Origin of the sequence: Hyphomonas sp. (genome assembly GCF_022844445.1) — a bacterium.
In the GTDB taxonomy this organism is placed as follows: domain Bacteria; phylum Pseudomonadota; class Alphaproteobacteria; order Caulobacterales; family Hyphomonadaceae; genus Hyphomonas.
The window spans coordinates 105,059-121,504 of record NZ_JALHLS010000008.1 but is presented as its reverse complement, the minus strand read 5'-3'; the positions used below and the strand labels follow the sequence as shown (position 1 = coordinate 121,504).

The 16,446-nt window shown below is 63.8% G+C and carries 15 protein-coding genes; 7 read left to right on the top strand and 8 right to left on the bottom strand.

Annotation, left to right across the window (positions count from 1 at the left end):
- Nucleotides 1-124 precede the first annotated feature (124 nt).
- Nucleotides 125-1,036, bottom strand: coding sequence for a hydrogen peroxide-inducible genes activator (locus Q0C17_RS10960; RefSeq protein ID WP_291205828.1), 912 nt, complete (start codon nt 1,034-1,036; stop codon nt 125-127).
- A gap of 109 nt (nt 1,037-1,145) precedes the next feature.
- Here Q0C17_RS10960 and Q0C17_RS10955 point away from each other — a divergent pair, with 109 nt between their 5' ends.
- On the top strand, nt 1,146-1,319 hold the full coding sequence (locus tag Q0C17_RS10955) for a hypothetical protein (protein ID WP_291205825.1): 174 nt from the start codon (nt 1,146-1,148) through the stop codon (nt 1,317-1,319).
- 283 nt (nt 1,320-1,602) lie between these two features.
- Here Q0C17_RS10955 and Q0C17_RS10950 read toward each other — a convergent pair whose 3' ends face one another.
- Nucleotides 1,603-2,340 (bottom strand): Bax inhibitor-1/YccA family protein, encoded by a 738-nt coding sequence (locus Q0C17_RS10950; protein WP_291205822.1) that lies wholly within the window; start codon nt 2,338-2,340, stop codon nt 1,603-1,605.
- 467 nt (nt 2,341-2,807) lie between these two features.
- On the opposite strand from Q0C17_RS10950, the gene Q0C17_RS10945 reads away from it, so the two are divergent.
- The gene (locus Q0C17_RS10945; protein ID WP_291205819.1) at nt 2,808-3,806 is read left to right on the top strand and encodes a TerC family protein; all 999 of its coding nucleotides are present in this window, start codon (nt 2,808-2,810) and stop codon (nt 3,804-3,806) included.
- Nucleotides 3,807-3,887: 81 nt separating this feature from the next.
- Here Q0C17_RS10945 and Q0C17_RS10940 read toward each other — a convergent pair whose 3' ends face one another.
- The gene (locus Q0C17_RS10940; RefSeq protein ID WP_291205816.1) at nt 3,888-4,634 is read right to left on the bottom strand and encodes a hypothetical protein; all 747 of its coding nucleotides are present in this window, start codon (nt 4,632-4,634) and stop codon (nt 3,888-3,890) included.
- A 262-nt stretch (nt 4,635-4,896) separates the two neighbouring features.
- Here Q0C17_RS10940 and Q0C17_RS10935 point away from each other — a divergent pair, with 262 nt between their 5' ends.
- Nucleotides 4,897-5,499 carry a phosphoribosyl-AMP cyclohydrolase gene (locus tag Q0C17_RS10935; RefSeq protein ID WP_291205813.1) on the top strand — a complete coding sequence of 201 codons (603 nt, stop codon included), beginning with the start codon at nt 4,897-4,899 and terminating at the stop codon, nt 5,497-5,499.
- 51 nt (nt 5,500-5,550) lie between these two features.
- Here the strand turns inward: Q0C17_RS10935 and Q0C17_RS10930 are convergent, their stop codons facing one another.
- Both Q0C17_RS10930 and Q0C17_RS10925 read right to left on the bottom strand, forming a co-directional pair.
- Entirely contained in the window at nt 5,551-6,252 is a 702-nt protein-coding gene (locus Q0C17_RS10930; protein ID WP_291205810.1) for a response regulator transcription factor, read from the bottom strand.
- Nucleotides 6,252-7,844 (bottom strand): HAMP domain-containing sensor histidine kinase, encoded by a 1,593-nt coding sequence (locus tag Q0C17_RS10925; RefSeq protein WP_291205807.1) that lies wholly within the window; start codon nt 7,842-7,844, stop codon nt 6,252-6,254. Before Q0C17_RS10925 ends, Q0C17_RS10930 begins: the two co-directional genes overlap by 1 nt.
- Before the next feature lie 206 nt (nt 7,845-8,050).
- On the opposite strand from Q0C17_RS10925, the gene Q0C17_RS10920 reads away from it, so the two are divergent.
- Nucleotides 8,051-10,873: a phosphoenolpyruvate carboxylase gene (locus Q0C17_RS10920; protein WP_291205804.1), complete on the top strand. Its 2,823-nt coding sequence runs from the start codon at nt 8,051-8,053 to the stop codon at nt 10,871-10,873.
- Here the strand turns inward: Q0C17_RS10920 and Q0C17_RS10915 are convergent.
- Nucleotides 10,870-11,829 carry an aspartyl protease family protein gene (locus Q0C17_RS10915; RefSeq protein WP_291205801.1) on the bottom strand — a complete coding sequence of 320 codons (960 nt, stop codon included), beginning with the start codon at nt 11,827-11,829 and terminating at the stop codon, nt 10,870-10,872. The two genes, Q0C17_RS10920 and Q0C17_RS10915, sit on opposite strands and share 4 nt — an antisense overlap.
- A 179-nt stretch (nt 11,830-12,008) precedes the next feature.
- Here Q0C17_RS10915 and Q0C17_RS10910 point away from each other — a divergent pair, with 179 nt between their 5' ends.
- Nucleotides 12,009-13,259 carry an acetyl-CoA C-acetyltransferase gene (locus Q0C17_RS10910; RefSeq protein ID WP_291205798.1) on the top strand — a complete coding sequence of 417 codons (1,251 nt, stop codon included), beginning with the start codon at nt 12,009-12,011 and terminating at the stop codon, nt 13,257-13,259.
- 323 nt (nt 13,260-13,582) lie between these two features.
- Here Q0C17_RS10910 and Q0C17_RS10905 read toward each other — a convergent pair whose 3' ends face one another.
- Nucleotides 13,583-14,185, bottom strand: a complete 603-nt coding sequence (locus tag Q0C17_RS10905; RefSeq protein ID WP_291205795.1) for a hypothetical protein — start codon at nt 14,183-14,185, stop codon at nt 13,583-13,585.
- Between the two features lie 104 nt (nt 14,186-14,289).
- Between Q0C17_RS10905 and Q0C17_RS10900 the strand changes: the two genes are divergently transcribed.
- Both Q0C17_RS10900 and Q0C17_RS10895 read left to right on the top strand, forming a co-directional pair.
- On the top strand, nt 14,290-15,330 hold the full coding sequence (locus tag Q0C17_RS10900; protein ID WP_291205792.1) for a methyltransferase: 1,041 nt from the start codon (nt 14,290-14,292) through the stop codon (nt 15,328-15,330).
- On the top strand, nt 15,327-16,001 hold the full coding sequence (locus tag Q0C17_RS10895; protein WP_291205789.1) for a 16S rRNA pseudouridine(516) synthase: 675 nt from the start codon (nt 15,327-15,329) through the stop codon (nt 15,999-16,001). Before Q0C17_RS10900 ends, Q0C17_RS10895 begins: the two co-directional genes overlap by 4 nt.
- Here the strand turns inward: Q0C17_RS10895 and Q0C17_RS10890 are convergent.
- Complete coding sequence (locus Q0C17_RS10890; RefSeq protein ID WP_291205786.1) at nt 15,998-16,426, bottom strand: PaaI family thioesterase; 429 nt, start codon at nt 16,424-16,426, stop codon at nt 15,998-16,000. The two genes, Q0C17_RS10895 and Q0C17_RS10890, sit on opposite strands and share 4 nt — an antisense overlap.
- Between the last annotated feature and the right edge of the window lie 20 nt (nt 16,427-16,446).

Here is a 16,446-nt window from a genome sequence, read left to right as displayed (position 1 = left end):
GGGTCTGCTCCGTTGCCAGAAGGCGGGCGGCCTCCGTCTGCCGCAGGCCTCTAGCGGAGTAAGGGGCGCAGACGCCAATCGATAGAAGGGATGCTTTCGATAGCCTTAGGCTATCGAAGTTGACCTATTCGGAGCGCAATACCTTTTCAGCCGCGGCCCGCAAGGGGCCAGCAAGTCCCTGCAGGCTGGCCGCCAATGGCGAGGTGTCCCGCCAGATCAGCGACACTTCCCGCCGGGCCAGAGGGTGATCGATAAGGCGCGCATTCAGCCCCTTGTTTCGCCGCGCTTCGGACAGCGCGTAGAGGCTCGGCAGGACGGCAATACCGGCGCCCATCTCCGCCATCAGGCGGATCGCATCGAGACTGGTGCCCTCATATTCGGTGCTGACAAGGGCGCCGGAGGCTGCCGCGAGTTCTCGAATAATCGCGTTCAGACGGTGACCCTGGCCGAGGGTCAGCAGGGAGTGGCCCTTGAGATCCTTCAGCCGCACCGGACCTTCGCCCTTCGACAGCGGATCTTCGGCGGGCGCGCAGACATAGAGCCTTTCAGAAAAAAGGACTTCGTGGTGGACGTTCTCATGGTCGATGGCGCAGGAGATGATTGTGTCGAATTCGCCGGCCTGCAGATGCTCGTCGAGATCGACGGTGCGCTCCTCGCGCACGCTGAGGCGCAGCTCGGGAAAGCGCCTGTGCAGATCGCCGGTGGCAAGCGGCAGGAGATAGGGACCAACGGTCGGCAGGACACCAAGGCGCAGCCGGCCGGACAGCTCGGCCCGGCCGAAACGCGCAACCGCCTTCAGGTCTTCCACCTCGCGCAGGATGTTCCGTGCACGCCGCACCAGCTCCTGGCCCGCAATGGTAAGCATGGCGCCGCGACGAGAGCGTTCGACAAGCTGGACGCCGAGGCTCGCTTCCATCTCCGCAATCTGCGCGGACAGGCTTGGCTGGCTGACATTTACCTGGCGGGCGGCATCGCCGAACTTACCGGTATCGGCAATGGCGATGAGATACTGCATCTGACGAAGTGTCGGTCTCAAGGTATAGTCTTTTGCTATCGAATTGAAAGAATAGTTAGATTGGAACTATCACTCTTCAAGCCCCATTTCGCTAGTGAACCAGAAAGCGGTTCGCAATGAGGAGACCACCATGAGCTACGATATCCATGCCAAAGGCCATGTCGGTGTAGCCGGACAAGGCCACCTTCCGGCGACCGTGCAGGCATCCCCCATCTCTGCGCGGCCCGGTCAGCCGGAGCGCCGGGGCTGGCGCAAGCGGCGGAAATTCCGTGCACGGCGCGCCAGCGGATTGCGGGGTATCTGACATGCTGTCGCCCGCGGACTTCGACATGCTGTTTCCGGACAAGCCGCGCAAGGCCGCACAGCCGGCCCGGCGACCTCAGCGACAGCGTGTGCTGCAACCAGCCCTGGCGGTCGCAGCCTACCCCCTCCAGACCGTACGGCGGCGATAGCCGTCGTGGGTCACTTACCGCCGGCGGGAACCCTCTCCCCGCCGGCGGATTTTTTTTGCCTGTTATCCTCAAGCCAAAAGTATGCCGGCGGCGCACTGGAGCTGCGCCGCCGGCCGCTTTGTCCTCTTCTTTTCCTTATTCCTCGCGCGGCGAGAGAATCGACAGGATGAACTGGAAGAGATTCACGAAGTTCAGGTAGAGCGAGAGGGCGCCAAGGCTGGTGGCCGCTGCCATCGCGCGCGCATCCCCTTCAAGAACATAGTATTCCTGCTTCAGTCGCTGCGTGTCAAAGGCCGTGAGGGCTGAAAAGACCACCACGCCGATCACCGAGATGGCGAAGCTGAGCAGCGAGGATTGGAAGAACAGATTGGCGAGGGAGGCGAGCACCAGGCCCACGACACCCATCACGAGAATTGTTCCGAAGGCGGATAGATCCCGGCGGGTCGTATAGCCCCACAGGCTGAGCGCGCCGAAAGCCGCCGACGTGATGAAGAAAGCCTTCGCAATCGTCAGGAAGTCGGCGCCCGTGCCAAGCCGGGCGGCAAGTACCCAGGCGCCGAGGCTGGCGCCGATCAACGAGGCAACCGACCAGTAGAGCAGGTTTGCGGCGATCGGAGACGGCCGGCGCATGGCGAAGGCCGCGACAAGCAGGAGTGCAAGCGGGCCGAACATGACGACATAGCGCAGCGGTGTGCCGAAGATCAGCGAGGAAAGCGCCGGCACGGAGCCAACCGTCCAGGCGATGGTTGCCGAAACGGCGAGGCCCAGGGCCATCTTGTTGTAGATGCCCAGCATGTAAGCGCGAAGGCCCGCATCCACAGCCATGCTGGGCGCCTGGGGCGCGGTCCGGGATGCGTAGTTGAGTTCCGACATTTAAGTCTCCGGGGTTGGACACGTGACCCGCGCAACGATGCGGGGCTCTGGAGGGAAGTCGCTATGCGAAGGCGTCCGTGCCAAGACGATTTTCCGTTACTCACAATAGGAGTTTCCTATATTCCCCGGACCCTGTCCGGCGTCCCCAGGAAAGTCAGCACTGGTACTAATTTCTGATCGCAGCCATAGGCGCGGACTATCGCGGCAATTGAGCGCCAACCCCAAGAACATGTTTTTTCTGTTTTATATCAATGCACTGAACTGGGGACGCCTCTGAACACTCCCGCCTTCAAGGTCAAGCCGCCGCCGCCGCAAGAGGCGAGAAGAAACGTCCGGACACCTCCTCTTGCTACGGAAGATCCGGCAAACCATATGACGCGCTGCAACCGGGCCCCTCTGGCAAGTGCCGCCCGCACACTTGCGATGTCGGAGCATGAAGCGTGATCCGCCGGGCGGAGTGATCAAACATGGAATTTCTGTTCGCGAACGTGCTCGGCACGCCCTTATGGCTGTGGGCGGCGTTCATCGGCATTGTCGTGCTACTGCTTGCCTTCGATCTCGGCGTGCTGCACCGCGATGCCCACGAGATTGGCGTTCGTGAAAGCCTTTTGCTTTCGGCCTTCTATATCACCATCGGCCTCGCCTTCGGTGGATGGGTCTGGTACCTGCGCGGCCAGGAAGATGCCGTCCTCTACTGGACCGGATTCGTCGTCGAGAAGAGCCTCGCGATGGACAACGTGTTCGTCATTGCGATGATCTTTGCCTATTTCGGCATTCCCCGCGCTTACCAACACCGCGTGCTGCTGTATGGCATCCTCGGCGTTATTGTCCTGCGCGGCATCATGATTGGAGCCGGCGCGGCCATTGTCGATCAGTATAGCTGGGTACTCTATATCTTCGCCGCTTTCCTGATTTTTACAGGCGTCAAGATGCTGTCGGCCGGACACTCCGAGTATGACGTTGCTTCAAGCCCTGTGCTGAAGTTCGTGCGCAAGCGCATGCGGGTGACCGATACGCTGCACGGCCAGCGCTTCTTCGTGCGGGAAGTCGACAGCAAGACCGGGAAGATTGTCACGGCGGCGACGCCGCTCTTCCTGGCGCTCGTGATGGTGGAGTTTGCCGATGTGATCTTTGCGGTCGACTCGATCCCTGCGATTTTCGCGATAACGACGGATCCTTTCCTCGTCTACACCTCCAACCTGTTTGCCATTCTGGGCCTGAGGGCACTTTATTTCGCGCTGGCAGCCATGGTGCACCGCTTCGTCTACCTGAAGCATGCGCTGTCACTGGTGCTGATCTTCATTGGTTCGAAGATCTTCCTGGCCGACATGCTTGGACTTGCGAAGATACCGCCTGCCGTCTCGCTGAGCGTGACGCTGGCGTTGCTCGCCGGCGGCATCATCTACTCGCTGATGAAGACGCGGGCGCCGAAGCCGGGCATCGAACAGGCTCAGACCGAAGTCTGATCACAATCATCGGCGGCCCCTTGGTATGAGGGGCCGCCGACTCTTTCTTTCTGTCCCCGCGTCTGGGTTGCGCCGGGCGATTCAGAATTCCCGGCCGATGAACACCTTTGCCATGAGGTCATCGGATCCGTCCGTCAGTCCGGCGCGCACGGCCGTTTGCAGGTAGGCGCCGTTGTCCCACTTGGCCTTAAAGACAGGGCCGAACTGGTGGGCCTGCTGATTGAAACCCGGCAGGTCGTCGCTGTTGCCGTACTCGCTGAAAAGTTCGGCGCCAAAGCGCATCTCGTCTGTGCCCATCCACCTGGCGGAAAGCGCCCGGGTCAGCTGGAGTCGGCTCTCCAGCTCGGCGCCTTCGGCACGCTGATCGCCGGTTTCAAAGGCCGCGATCAGGTTTGCTCGCCATTCCCAGTCCCGGGCGAACTTGTCGGTCAGCGTAACGCGGGCCGCGACTTCGTCAGGCGATCCATTCTCGGCGAAGGTGTAGGCGAGCCGGAGGCCACCATTCAGCCCCGCGCCATCTCCAGCTTCCTCAGCCCACTGAAACCAGTTCTCGAGCGTGAACCCGGAATAGTCCCAGCTTCCACCTTCCGGCTGCCGGAATGAGGCAATGGCGCGCAGCTGGTACCAGCCTGCAAAGGCGTGCTCGATATGAGCACGGCTCCGGACGTTACCTTCGTCATCGATGCCGGCACGCAACTCTGCGGCGCTGTCACCCGCGGTGATGTTTGCAGAGCCAGCATTCCCTGTCAGCGATTGAGCCTGCGCGGCGCCTGTGAAAACGCCAGAAACTACTAATGAAAAGAGCAAGGGGCGGACCGAAAGAGGCATATTTGAATCTCCGGGTTTCGGGAAACGCAGCGAGGTCTGAAGCCATGCGGAGGACGGTGGCGGACCGGGCCGGAACTGTTGCGATGCCGATCGAATTACCGACCAGGATCCACGGTTCAAGCGGAGGCAACGTCTGTAATTTTCTGTTCATCTGCCCGTAATCGCTCTGTCATCGGATTGTCAGGCGTTTCTCACCGTATTCTGCCATCTCGCAGCTCACGACGCGGCAAACGCTGCGCATCATCACAGAGGAACGAAGATCATGAGCACAAGCAAGCTGCGCATCCTGCCCGCCCTTTTACTGACCGGCGTTATTTCGGTCGGCGCCTGCGCCACGGCGCAGCCGCCCGTGGCTGCAGCCTCGGCGTCCGAAGCGGCCCTGCCGACCAGCGAAATCTCGCGCGAGGAAGTGCTCGCGGCGCAGCAGGCCTGGGGCGCTGCGCTGGTGCAGATTGCAACCGACAACGAGAAGGGCGGCTTTGACGCCGCCAAGGCCACAGCGGAGAAAGTTCTGGACTCGGCCTATGGCTACAATCTCGGCCCCGTCCTGTTCAAACCGACACTGACCACGGCCCCACAGACTTTCCGCACGACGCGCGACGGGGCACTTGCCTATTTCGTTGGCGGCGACACGAACTTCCCGGCTGACAAGGGCTTTGCCCTGAACGACTGGCGCAAGTTCGAGACTGAAAACGCCGCGATCTTCATTGACGGCGATGTGGCGATGTCGATGGGCAAGGTTCGCCTGACCGATCAGGAAGGCAATGTCACGGAAGTCGACAAGACCTGGGGCTACAAGCGCGACCCGCAAGGAAATCTGCGCATCGTGCTGCACCACTCCTCGCTGCCCTACACGGCGGACTAGGACCTGGGATCTACCTTAAGGGCGGCGGCCAGTCCGGCGGCCGCCCTTTTTTTATCCGCGGATGCGGTAGCCGACTCCGCGGACCGTTTCGATGATGCTGGTGCCGAACGGTTCATCGACCTTAGAGCGAAGACGGCGGATATAGACATCGACCACATTCGTCAGCGGATCTTCGTCGATGCCCCAGACATTCGTCAGGATGCGCTGGCGGCTGAAGACCCGGCCCGGCGCCGACATCAGAAGCTCCAGCAGCGCGAGTTCCTTGGTCGTCAGACGGATTTCCTCGCCGCCGCGGTGCAGCGTAAAGCGCGAACGGTCGAGTTCCAGGTCAGCAACCTTGAGGACCGCGCCGGCGGGCTCTGAAATCAGGGGTCCGCGGCGCAGCAGCGCTTCGATGCGGGCAAGCAGCTCCTCGAAGCCGAAGGGTTTGACAAGGTAGTCGTCTGCGCCCATGCGCAGCCCCGCCACCCGGTCCTCGATGCGGCCAAGCGCTGTCAGCATCAGGATTGGCAGGTTTATGTGCGAAGCGCGCAGTGTCTGGCAAAGATCCAGTCCGTTCATGCCGGGCAGCATCAGATCGAGCAGGACAAGGCCGCGCGCACCGGTCTGAACCTGCTCGTCCCAAAGAGCGCGGCAAGCCTCCAGACCGTCCGTACCCGTCGCAGCGACACGAATGCGGTAGCCTTCGGCTTTCAGGCCGCGCTCCAGGAAATCAGCGACGCGCTGGTCGTCTTCAACAATCAGAATGTTCATCAAGCCGCCTCAAGCCTCAACGTCGGCACGCTGAGGCGCACGGTGGTGCCCTGCCCGACGGCGCTTTCGAGATCAAGTTTGCCGCCGTGGCGCTCAGCGAAGGCCTTGGCGATCGAAAGGCCGAGGCCGGAGCCGTCGGCGCGGTGCGTGCGCGCCGAACTGGCACGGAAGCCGCGTTCGAAGATTCGCGGGAAGTCTTCTTCCGGGATGCCAATCCCGAAATCGCGCACTTCCAGGTGCCAGCCGTCCGGGCTGCACCGCGTGGCGACCTCGACCCTGCCGCCGGGATGGGAATAGCGGATCGCGTTGTCGAGCAGCACGCTCATGATCTGGCCGAGGCGGCGGGCATCGCCCTGCACGAAGGCCTCAGCCTCCTGAAGCGCCGGGACAAGCTGCACCTGGCGCAGATTGGCGAGCGTGCTGACCTGGCTTATGGCGCGGCGCAGTTCCAGTTCAGGCTCGACCACATCTGTCTTCAGGGTGAGCATTTCAGCATCATCGAGTGCGATCGTGAGCAGGTCTTCGATCTGTTTGCCGAGCTGTTCGGCGCTGGTGGCAATGCGTGCGAGGCTCTCGCGGTAGGCGGCGTCGGTCATTTCCCGTCCGCGCAGCGCCACTTCGGCCTCGCCCCGGATCACCGTGGTTGGCGTGCGCAGTTCATGGCCGATATCGGCGAGCAGCTGGCGCCGGCGCGCTTCCGATCTCTGAAGGTCGGCCACCGCTGCCTGAAGGTCTACCGTCCGCTCACTGACCATGACTTCCAGACCAGAGCGCAGCTCCCGCTCGCGCTGGCTGGTCAGGTCGAGCTGGCTGGCCATCTGGTTCATTCGGCTGGCGAGCGTGCCGAACTCGTCCTTGCTGAGAGCGGGGATGCGAAAGGCAAGGTCGCCCGCTTCGAAGGCCTGCGCGCCAGCGGTCAGCTCGCGCAAAGGGCGGCGCAGAGCGTAGGAAAAGTAGACCGACAGGATAACGGCGAGGATGACAATGGAGCTGGCCGCCATATTGGAGACAGCGCGGGCCTGAGCGAGCGATTCATCGGCGGAGGCCCGGTCGCGCCGGAGTGCCTCGGTCTCGGCGGCGATCGCCTGGTTCAGCACCGCGCGGACGTCATACTGGCCATAGCGGTCGAACACTTCGTCGACGGCTGATAGAGGGATCTTGCCGCCGTCCCCTGCGGCGCGTGTATTGATAACATCCACCCGGTTGAGCATCGAGGCGACGGAATTCTCGAGCAGATCGATCGTCCGGGCCCGATCGGCATGTTCCTTCTGGAGGCCCGGATCGTTGCCATCCATGCGGGCAGCTTCGGCGGCGAAGCCCCGCAACAGTTCGATGTCGCGCTGCATGCTTTGAGCAAGCCCGGGCCCGGTCTCGGGATCGGTCGAGGGGTCGGCGATGCTCTGCAGAACCCAGACTCGCAGGCGGGCCTTCTCGGCAGACACGTCGAGATAGGTGCTGAGCAAGTCCGCGGCGACTCGCCCCCGGACCACGCGGTGCTCCGCAAGCCGGGAGACCCAGCCATTGAGGGCGCCGAGCGCTACCGCCAGCAAGGCAAAAGCGGCAAAGGCGAGGATCAGGCGCCGGGAAAACATCAGTCTCATCCGAAAACGGGGCGCAAGTCCGCCTTGGGGCGGGTTGTAGGGGCCTGGCGGGCCGACACAACCCACCGCGCGGAACTCCACTGTTAAATTCAGATGAACACTGGCCGGGCGGGCCCGGCGCCGTGCAGGTCAGGCATGCGCCCGCGCAGGCCGATTCCGCTTTGACAACGTTGCAATTCCTGCGTTTGTGTTCGCCCATGACCGCTCACAAGACCGCTCCTCTCAGCCTCGACTGGGCGCAGGACTTTCTGCGCCGGGAGGCGGCCCGCATCGACGCCGACCCGCTGACCAATTCGGTTTTCTCCCTTGCCCAGACGCTCTTCCGGAAACTGGAAGCGGGCGAGACGCGGCTTGAGGACCTCTCGGCGCTGGCTGGCGAGGTGCATCTGATCCTGCTCGAAGAGCGCGCCGGGCATTTTCGCGAGCAGCATGCCGGAGCCGAGCCCAAGGCCGGCTGGGCGCCAGTGCGCGCGCGGTTAAAGGCGCTTGCAGGGGAAGGGTTTGACGCGTTTCGGGCGGCGGTGGAGACACCCGCCGGCGGCATCGTGTTCACGGCGCACCCGACCTTTGCCCTTTCGCAGGCGCTGCGCCTTGCGCTTGCCGCCTATGTGACGAAACCCGGCGCGGGCCAGCGCGCCGCGCTGAAGAAGCTGATCCGCGAGGATGGGCGTATCTGGAACCAATCGATCACGCTCGACGGCGAGCATCGCGAGGCGCAGGCCGCGCTCGCCCACGCCGCCGAAGCACAGGCGGTCTATGCCGGGCATGTGGTCGAAATCGCGCGCGAGGCGTTTCCGGGTGCCTGGAAGGCGCTGCGGCCCGCTCTGCCGACAATTGCGAGTTGGGTCGGATATGACCTTGACGGGCGTACGGACATTCCGTGGTTCCGCTCGGTGCAGCTGCGGCTTGGTGAGAAGGCCGTGCAGCTGGAGCGCTACGGCGCGCAGCTGGCAGAAATACTTGAGGGCGTGAAGGCCCCGGCGGCGCTGGGCGCGCTGGTGAAAAAGCTGAAGCGGGCGGCGACAGCGGCAAATGCGCATGCCGTGCGGTTCTCGGCGGAGCTGACAGACGCGGCGCTGCTGGTGGAGGCGGCGAACGCGTTGACCGCTGAGAGCCCGGACAAGATTACCCATGTCCGTGAGCTGACGGATGTGATTGATGCGGCGATCGGCAAGGTACCGGAAATCACGGCGGCGCAGCTGATCGTGCTGCGAGCGCAGATGGAAGCGCTCCAGCTTGGCACCGGGCGCATCCATCTGCGGGTCAATGCCGCTCAGGTTCGAACCGTGCTGGCGCGCGACCTTGGTCTCGAGACAGAGGACCGCGAACTCGGGCGCGTGGCGCTTGCGGAACTGGCGGAAAAGGCGCGCGGGTCTGTGCCGCTGCCGATAAACTTCGCCGATCTCTTCCGCGAACAGTCCACCGCCCGGCGCCAGTTCATGATGTGCGCGCAGATCCTGAAGCATGTCGATTCCGGCTCGGAAATCCGCTTCCTGATTGCCGAGAGCGAGAACCCCGCGACCGTGATGGGCGCGCTCTACCTCGCCCGCCAATACGGCGTCGCCGGACACCTCGACATCTCGCCTCTGTTCGAGACACCTGAAGCGCTGGAGACCGGCGGGCGCTTCATCGAGCGACTGCTGGAGGAGCCTGAATTCCTTGCCTATGTGAAGGCGCGCGGTTGCCTGTCCATCCAGTTCGGCTTTTCCGATTCCGGGCGTTTCATCGGTCAGGTCGCCGCCTCGATGGCGATCGAGCGGATCCACAACCAGATCATCCGGGCGCTGGCAGCGGCGAACGCGAATGTCAGCCTGCTCATCTTCAACACGCATGGCGAGTCGATGGGGCGCGGCGCCTGGCCGGGCACGTTTGAGCAACGCTTTGATCATCTTCTCAGCCCCTGGACGCGCGCGGGTGCGGCGGCGCGCGGCGTGCCACTGATCCACGAAGTGAGCTTCCAGGGCGGCGACGGCTTCCTTCACTTTGCCTCGCTTGAGCTTGCCGAGACGACCTTCGCCGCCTGGGCCGAGAGCCGCCTTGCCCCGCCGCCCGAGGGCGTGACCGACCCATTCTACACGCGCACGGATCTTGTCTGGGACTTCTACCGCTCGCTGCGGGCCTGGCATGAGCGATTGTTCGCGGATCCTGATTATGGCCGCCTGCTCGGCTCCTTTGCGGCGGGACTCGTGGTGCGCGCGGGCTCGCGCCAGAAGAAGCGCAGCGGCGGGCCAGCAGGCCCGGCGGCGCTGCGCGCGATTTCGCACAATGCGACGCTGCACCAGCTCGGAATTCCTGTGAACACGGCGGCGGGCATCGGCTCCAGCCTGCAGCGCGAGAGCGAGCGCGTCGCCGCGCTGATCAGCGAGAGCCCGCGTATGCGCAGCCTGATTCTGCTCGCCAGCGAAGCGCGCACGCGCACGAGCCTGCCGACGCTGCGCGCCTACGCCAACCTCTTCGATCCCGGCGTCTGGATCGCGCATGCCCGCCTTGCCTCGCCGGACAAGGCCGGCGCCTACCGCGCCGCCTATTATGTGCTGCGCGGCGATGAGACGGCCGTCTCCATCCACCGGATCGCGAACCTGCTCTCGATCGACCTTGGCCGGTTTGACCGGCTGCTCGCGCGCGTCTCAGGCGTACCGTCAGCTGCTGCGCGCCGTGAGAGCCGGCTGGACCTGCACGTGCTGCATGCGATCCGGCAGGCGCTTTTCATGAAGGCCATCGCCCTCGCCGGCAGTATCCCGCGCATCTCGGAGCGCCACGACGTGAGTCAGCGTGACATCATCCGTATGGTAACGGAACTGCGCCTTGGCGAAGCCGTCGAGGTGCTCACTCGCATCTTTCCCCGCTCCGGCAGCGAGGACGAGCCGCTGACCGGTCTGACCGAGCCCGGCTCTGGCCAGACCTCCGGCTATGGCTACGACCGCATCCACGAGACCATCATCGGCCCGCTCGACCAGATCGACCGCGAGTTGCACGCGATCAGCCTCGTGCTGACGCATGCTTACGGCGCTTTTGGCTAGCGCAGGCGCGTATCACGGGCGTTCAGCTCGACACCGAACTGCTCGAATGGGATGTCCGGCAGGCTCAGCACCATCCGGCTGCGGCGCCGGTCGATCTGCACACGGAACTCCGACAAGAAGTCCAGTCCAATCACCATGACAGGCTCCTTGTCGATGCCGAGCAGGCGGAACAGCGCAGGATCGGAAACGAACAGGTCCGCGTTCCCGAAGTTGAAGTCCCCGAGGCGCACCCTTCGCGCAGTGGCCACGCGCAGCGACTGGTCGCCGCCGGTGGCGCCCTGCAGGAGCTGTGTCTTCTCCGGATTGGTCTTGAGGCCGGAAAGGTCTGCGAACACGGAATTGACATAGGTCAGGTTCGAGCCGGTATCGATCAGCGCACGGCCCTTGCGGCCATTGATTCGGATGGTGACATACATCAGCCCGCCATCCAGCTCATAGGGCACGATGTCGTAAAGCGCGGTCTCCGGCTTGTCTGGCTGGCCGTCATAGGCGGAAATCTTCCGGGCGCGAAAATCAAATTCGAGGATGTCGCCCGGAAAGGCCGAAGCCGGCAGGACGTTGGCGGCCGAGCCCGGAATGTCGAGATCGCGGCTGAAGGCTGCTTCGAACGCATCGAGCCGCACATTGCCGGACCGCACGCTGCCGAGGCGGACAATGGGATAGTCCTTCACGCCGTTAACGCCCAGGATGCTGACGCGCGGTGTGGCAGCATCCGGAGCGGTCACGCCGCTGCGCAAAGCTGTGCGCCCGTCGATCATCGGAAAGGTCGCGGCGGTGTCCACCACGCCCGTGGTGATCGTCGTGCCGTTGATTTCCAACGGGATCTGCATGTGTTCAAGATCGCTGATCTGGAACGGGATCACGAGACGCTCTGCCCCAAGAGCAGGCATACCCAGCGCGGCCGCGCCAAACAGGGCCAGCGCCAGTTTCAAGATGGGTCCACGGCTTTGCGCCATGTGCGTGTCTCCCGTTAGGAATTTATCTCACAGTTTACCACGGACGGACAGGGGCGGCATATTCAACAGAGCCCCTTCAGGTGCCCCAGCGTCACGGCTTCCGCTTACGCTTACGTTCGCGTAAAGCAAAATTCAGTGACGCCTCTAGCCTATGGGCAGTCCACAAAGGGAGATTCATCATGGCCGAAGCCTATATTATTGACGCCGTCCGCACGCCGCGCGGGATTGGCAAAGTTGGCAAGGGCGCGCTCGCCCACATGCACCCGCAGCATCTCGCCGCGACCGTTCTGAGCGCGCTGCGTGATCGCAACAAGCTCGATACCGCCACTGTTGACGACATCATCTGGGGCACCTCCAGCCAGCGCGGCGCGCAAGGCGCCGACATGGGCCGCATGGCGGCCCTCGACGCCGGCTTCGACATCAAGGCCTCGGGCGTGACGCTCGACCGTTTCTGCGGCTCGGGCATCACCACGGTCGCCCTCGCCGCCGCACAGGTCATGTCCGGCATGGAAGACTGCGTCATCGCAGGCGGCTGCGAGATGATGAGCTACACGGCCTCGACCGCTGATCCGAAAAACCCGCCGACAATGGACGCCGGCAACACCCGCCTGCGCGAGAAGCATCCGCAATCGCAGCAAGGCGTGTGCGCCGATGCGATCGCCACCCTGGAAGGCATCGACCGCGAAGCCGTTGACCGCCTTGCCGTGGTCAGCCAGCAGCGCGCCGCCCGCGCCATCGCCGAAGGCCGCTTCAAGAAATCGGTCGTGCCGGTTTACAACGTGGACGGAACACTGGCGCTGGACCACGAAGAGTTCCCGCGTCCGCAGACGACGATGGAAAGCCTTGCCGGCCTGAAGACCGTGTTCAACATGTATATGGACATCCCGGTCGACGACAAAGGCAACACCTATGGCAACATGGTGACCCGCAAGTACCCGCAGATCGAAGGCAAGGTGAACCATGTTCACCACGCCGGTAACTCCTCGGGCGTTGTGGACGGCGCGGCGGCCATCCTCGTCACTTCGGAAGCCTACGCGAAGAAACATGGGCTGAAGCCGCGCGCCCGCATCGTCGCCACGGCGAACATCGGCGACTGCCCGACCCTGATGCTGAACGCACCGGTCGCCGCTGCCAAGAAAGTGCTCGAGAAAGCTGGCCTGAAAACGACCGACATCGACGTGTACGAAATCAACGAGGCTTTCTCGGTCGTTGCCGAGAAGTTCATCCGTGACCTGAAACTCGATCGTGACAAGGTGAACATCAACGGCGGCGCGATGGCCCTCGGCCACCCGATCGGCGCCACCGGTTCGATCCTGATCGGCACCGCGCTCGACGAACTCGAGCGTTCGGGTGGCCGCTACGGCCTCGTCACCATGTGCGCCGCCGGCGGCATGGCCCCAGCGATCATCATCGAGCGCCTCGACGCCTAAGCCTTCCCAGAGGGACATCGAACAAACCCCGCCGGTTCACGCCGGCGGGGCTTTTCTTTGACGTTGTCTGGCGCGGTAAAACCGGGATACCGGCACCAAAACCGGGAGGCTCGCCGGCAAGTCCGTGCTGATCATTGGCGCGCAGGACAATGGTCCCGGCTCGCGCGACGAGATGATCCGGCCGCTGATGGAGGCTAATGCGGCGATCGAAGCGATCAACGCCACGACCGTCATGCTACCGGGCGACCATTCCTTCTCATGGAGCCGCGAGGCCCTGATCAACACTGTCGCCGATCGGGCGCAGATTGGGCGAAGGGTTGCCGCTAGTTCGGCGCGGTATCGACCATCTGGTTTTCGAGATTGAACTCGGTTGTCTCTCCGGCGGTGATCTCGGTACGGACGAAGTAGGTCCCGCCGCGATAGTTGGTCGGAATCCTGACATAGATCTCGTTCGTCCCGCCGCCGCGCAGGGAAATCTCTCTTACCTGGGTTGGAATATCGGTGCGCTTCCAGAAGACCGGGATCACGAGATAATAGCTGCCTGGCTTAAGGTCTTCGAACACGGCGACATCGGCGGCGGTGCATTCACCCCGTTTCTGGCCCTTGAACTTGCGGCGAAACAGGCGCGTTGCGTCCGGCGCGGTACCGCCGACATACGTCGTGCCTTCCCGCCTCACGATCAGTTCAGGTGTAGCGTAGATCGAGGCAAAGCCGTTGTCCGTGCCGGGATAGAACTGCTCGATGACCGACGTGGACTTCGCGTTCACAGGCAGCGCATAGGTCATTTCACCGGCGCAGAACTGGCGCGTGCCAAAATTGTCTGTGACGTTGACATGGATCTCGGCCCGGCCCGATGGCTCGGCGAATACTTGCGGTGCCGCAAACAGAAGGGCGGCCACCAACGAGGGGAGAAGGCGTTGTATCATTGAGGTGGAAACGTATTCCCTTCTGACGCGAGTGTAAATAGGCGGACCAGCCCGTGCGAGACGCCTTTCCTTCCGGGGCGCAGGCGGCTATCGCAGCGCGGATGATGGATCCTTTAGTCTTTGATACGCTGCTGCTGGCCCTTGAGGACGGCGCCGTTCCGTTGCCCGGAACCGGGCCGATCCTTGTGCTGAATGCCGAGCCCGGCCACTGGCTGATGCAGTTGCCGAAGGACCAGCTGGTCTGCCGGACGACGTTCAAGCCCAGCCATACGGCGCTGAAGGCGGCAGGTTTCAACGTGCTGCCGGTGGACTCGGTGGACCTGCCTGACGCGCTGCTGACCATCGTGGTGCCGCCGCGCCAGCGCGACCAAGCGCGCGCGCTCTATGCCCGCGCCCTGCTTGCCGCGCCCGAGGGCGGCTATGTGCTGGCGAGCCTGCCAAACACACTGGGTGGCAAGACCGGCGAGAAACAGCTGGCTGAGATTTCCGGAGAGGCCGGCAGCCTGTCGAAACACAAATGCCGCGCCTTCTGGGCGCGCAAGGCGGACGCAGCCGTGAACCATCCGCTGGCGGAGGAATGGATCGAGGCGGACGCGATCCGCGAGATCGAGCCGGGCCTGTTCAGCCGGCCGGGCCTGTTCAGCTGGGACCGCGTAGACCCCGGCAGCGAACTCTTAGCCGACAGCGTGCCGGAAGTGACCAAGGGCATCGGTGCAGACCTTGGGGGCGGCTACGGCTTCCTCAGCCGGGAACTGCTGACCCATTGCGCCGGGATCGAGCGGATCGATCTCTACGAGGCAGAATACCGTGCGATCGCCTGCATCCGCGAAACGCTGGCGGAGTTCGAAGGCCGCTTCACGGCGCACTGGGCCGATGTGCTGACCGAGCTGCCGAAGGCCACTTATGATTTCGTAGTCATGAACCCGCCCTTCCACACCGGGCGCGCCGACAATTCGGCGCTGGGCCGGGGCTTCATCCGCGCTGCCGCGCAGACGCTGAAGCCCGGCGGTACACTGTGGCTGGTCGCCAACCGCCATCTGCCCTACGAAGCCGAACTCGCCGCCTGCTTCAAGGAGCACGAGATGCTGGAGGACGAGGCAGGCTACAAGATCATCCGCGCGGCACGGCCGAAACGTCAGAAATGAAGGATACGCGCGCGCTCGCCAAATACCTCGCCGGGCTCGGTTATGGCTCGCGCCGCGAGATGGAGGCCGCAATCCGGCGAGGGCGCGTGTCCGGCTGGGAGCCCGACATCCGCTTCGACGGTGAGCCGCTGGACCCTCCCCCCGGACTGGTGGTTATGCTGAACAAGCCGGCAGGCTTTACCTGCTCGCATGCCGATCAGGGCCGCCTCGTCTACGAACTGCTGCCGCCGCGTTTCCAGAAGCGTGACCCGAAACTCTCCTCCGTCGGCCGGCTTGATGCGGAGACGACCGGGCTTATTCTGTTCACGGATGATGGCGCGTTGCTGCACAGGCTGATCTCGCCGAAATCGAATCTGCCGAAAACCTATGAGGCAACGCTCGCCCGCCCGCTGGAGGGCCACGAGGCGGGGCTGTTTGCCTCCGGCACGCTGGTGCTGCGCGGCGAGGAGAAGCCCTGCCTGCCGGGCGAACTCGACGTGACCGGCGAGCGCACGGCGCGCCTGACGCTGACCGAGGGCAAGTACCACCAGGTGCGCCGGATGTTTGCCGCGGCCGGCAACCATGTCGAGGCGCTGCACCGCGCCGCTTTCGGCCCGCTCACGCTGGAGGGTCTCACCGAAGGCAGCTGGCGGCTGCTCTCGGCGCAAGAAGTGGCGCTTCTGAAGGGCTAGGCCGACAGCACCTTGAACGTCGCGCTCGCCCGCGCGACCGGCTCGCCATCAGCGCGCACGAGGCAATCGGCAAAGCAGATCGAGCCGCCGGTCTTCACAAAATGAGTGTCCGTCGCCAGCCACTGGCCGAGGCGCGCGCTACCGAGATAGTCCGTGGACAGGCTGATGGTGACGAGACCGCCGGTCGGCGCGCGGGCCTCACCGCTCAGCGCCGCAACGCAGGAGAGGCCCATCGCATTGTCCGCCAGCGAGGCGATCAGCCCGCCATGCACAAGGCCGCGCGAGTTGCAGTGCGCCTCGGCGAGCAAAAGGCCGATCGAGACCTCGCGCGCGGCGGTGCGCGAATAGAGCGGCTCCCAGGGATCGGTGAACCGGGATTTGCGGAAATGTGGCACGTAGCCTTCGGGCGGAGTAAGTTCTGACATGGAACGGACTTTGTGCAGCG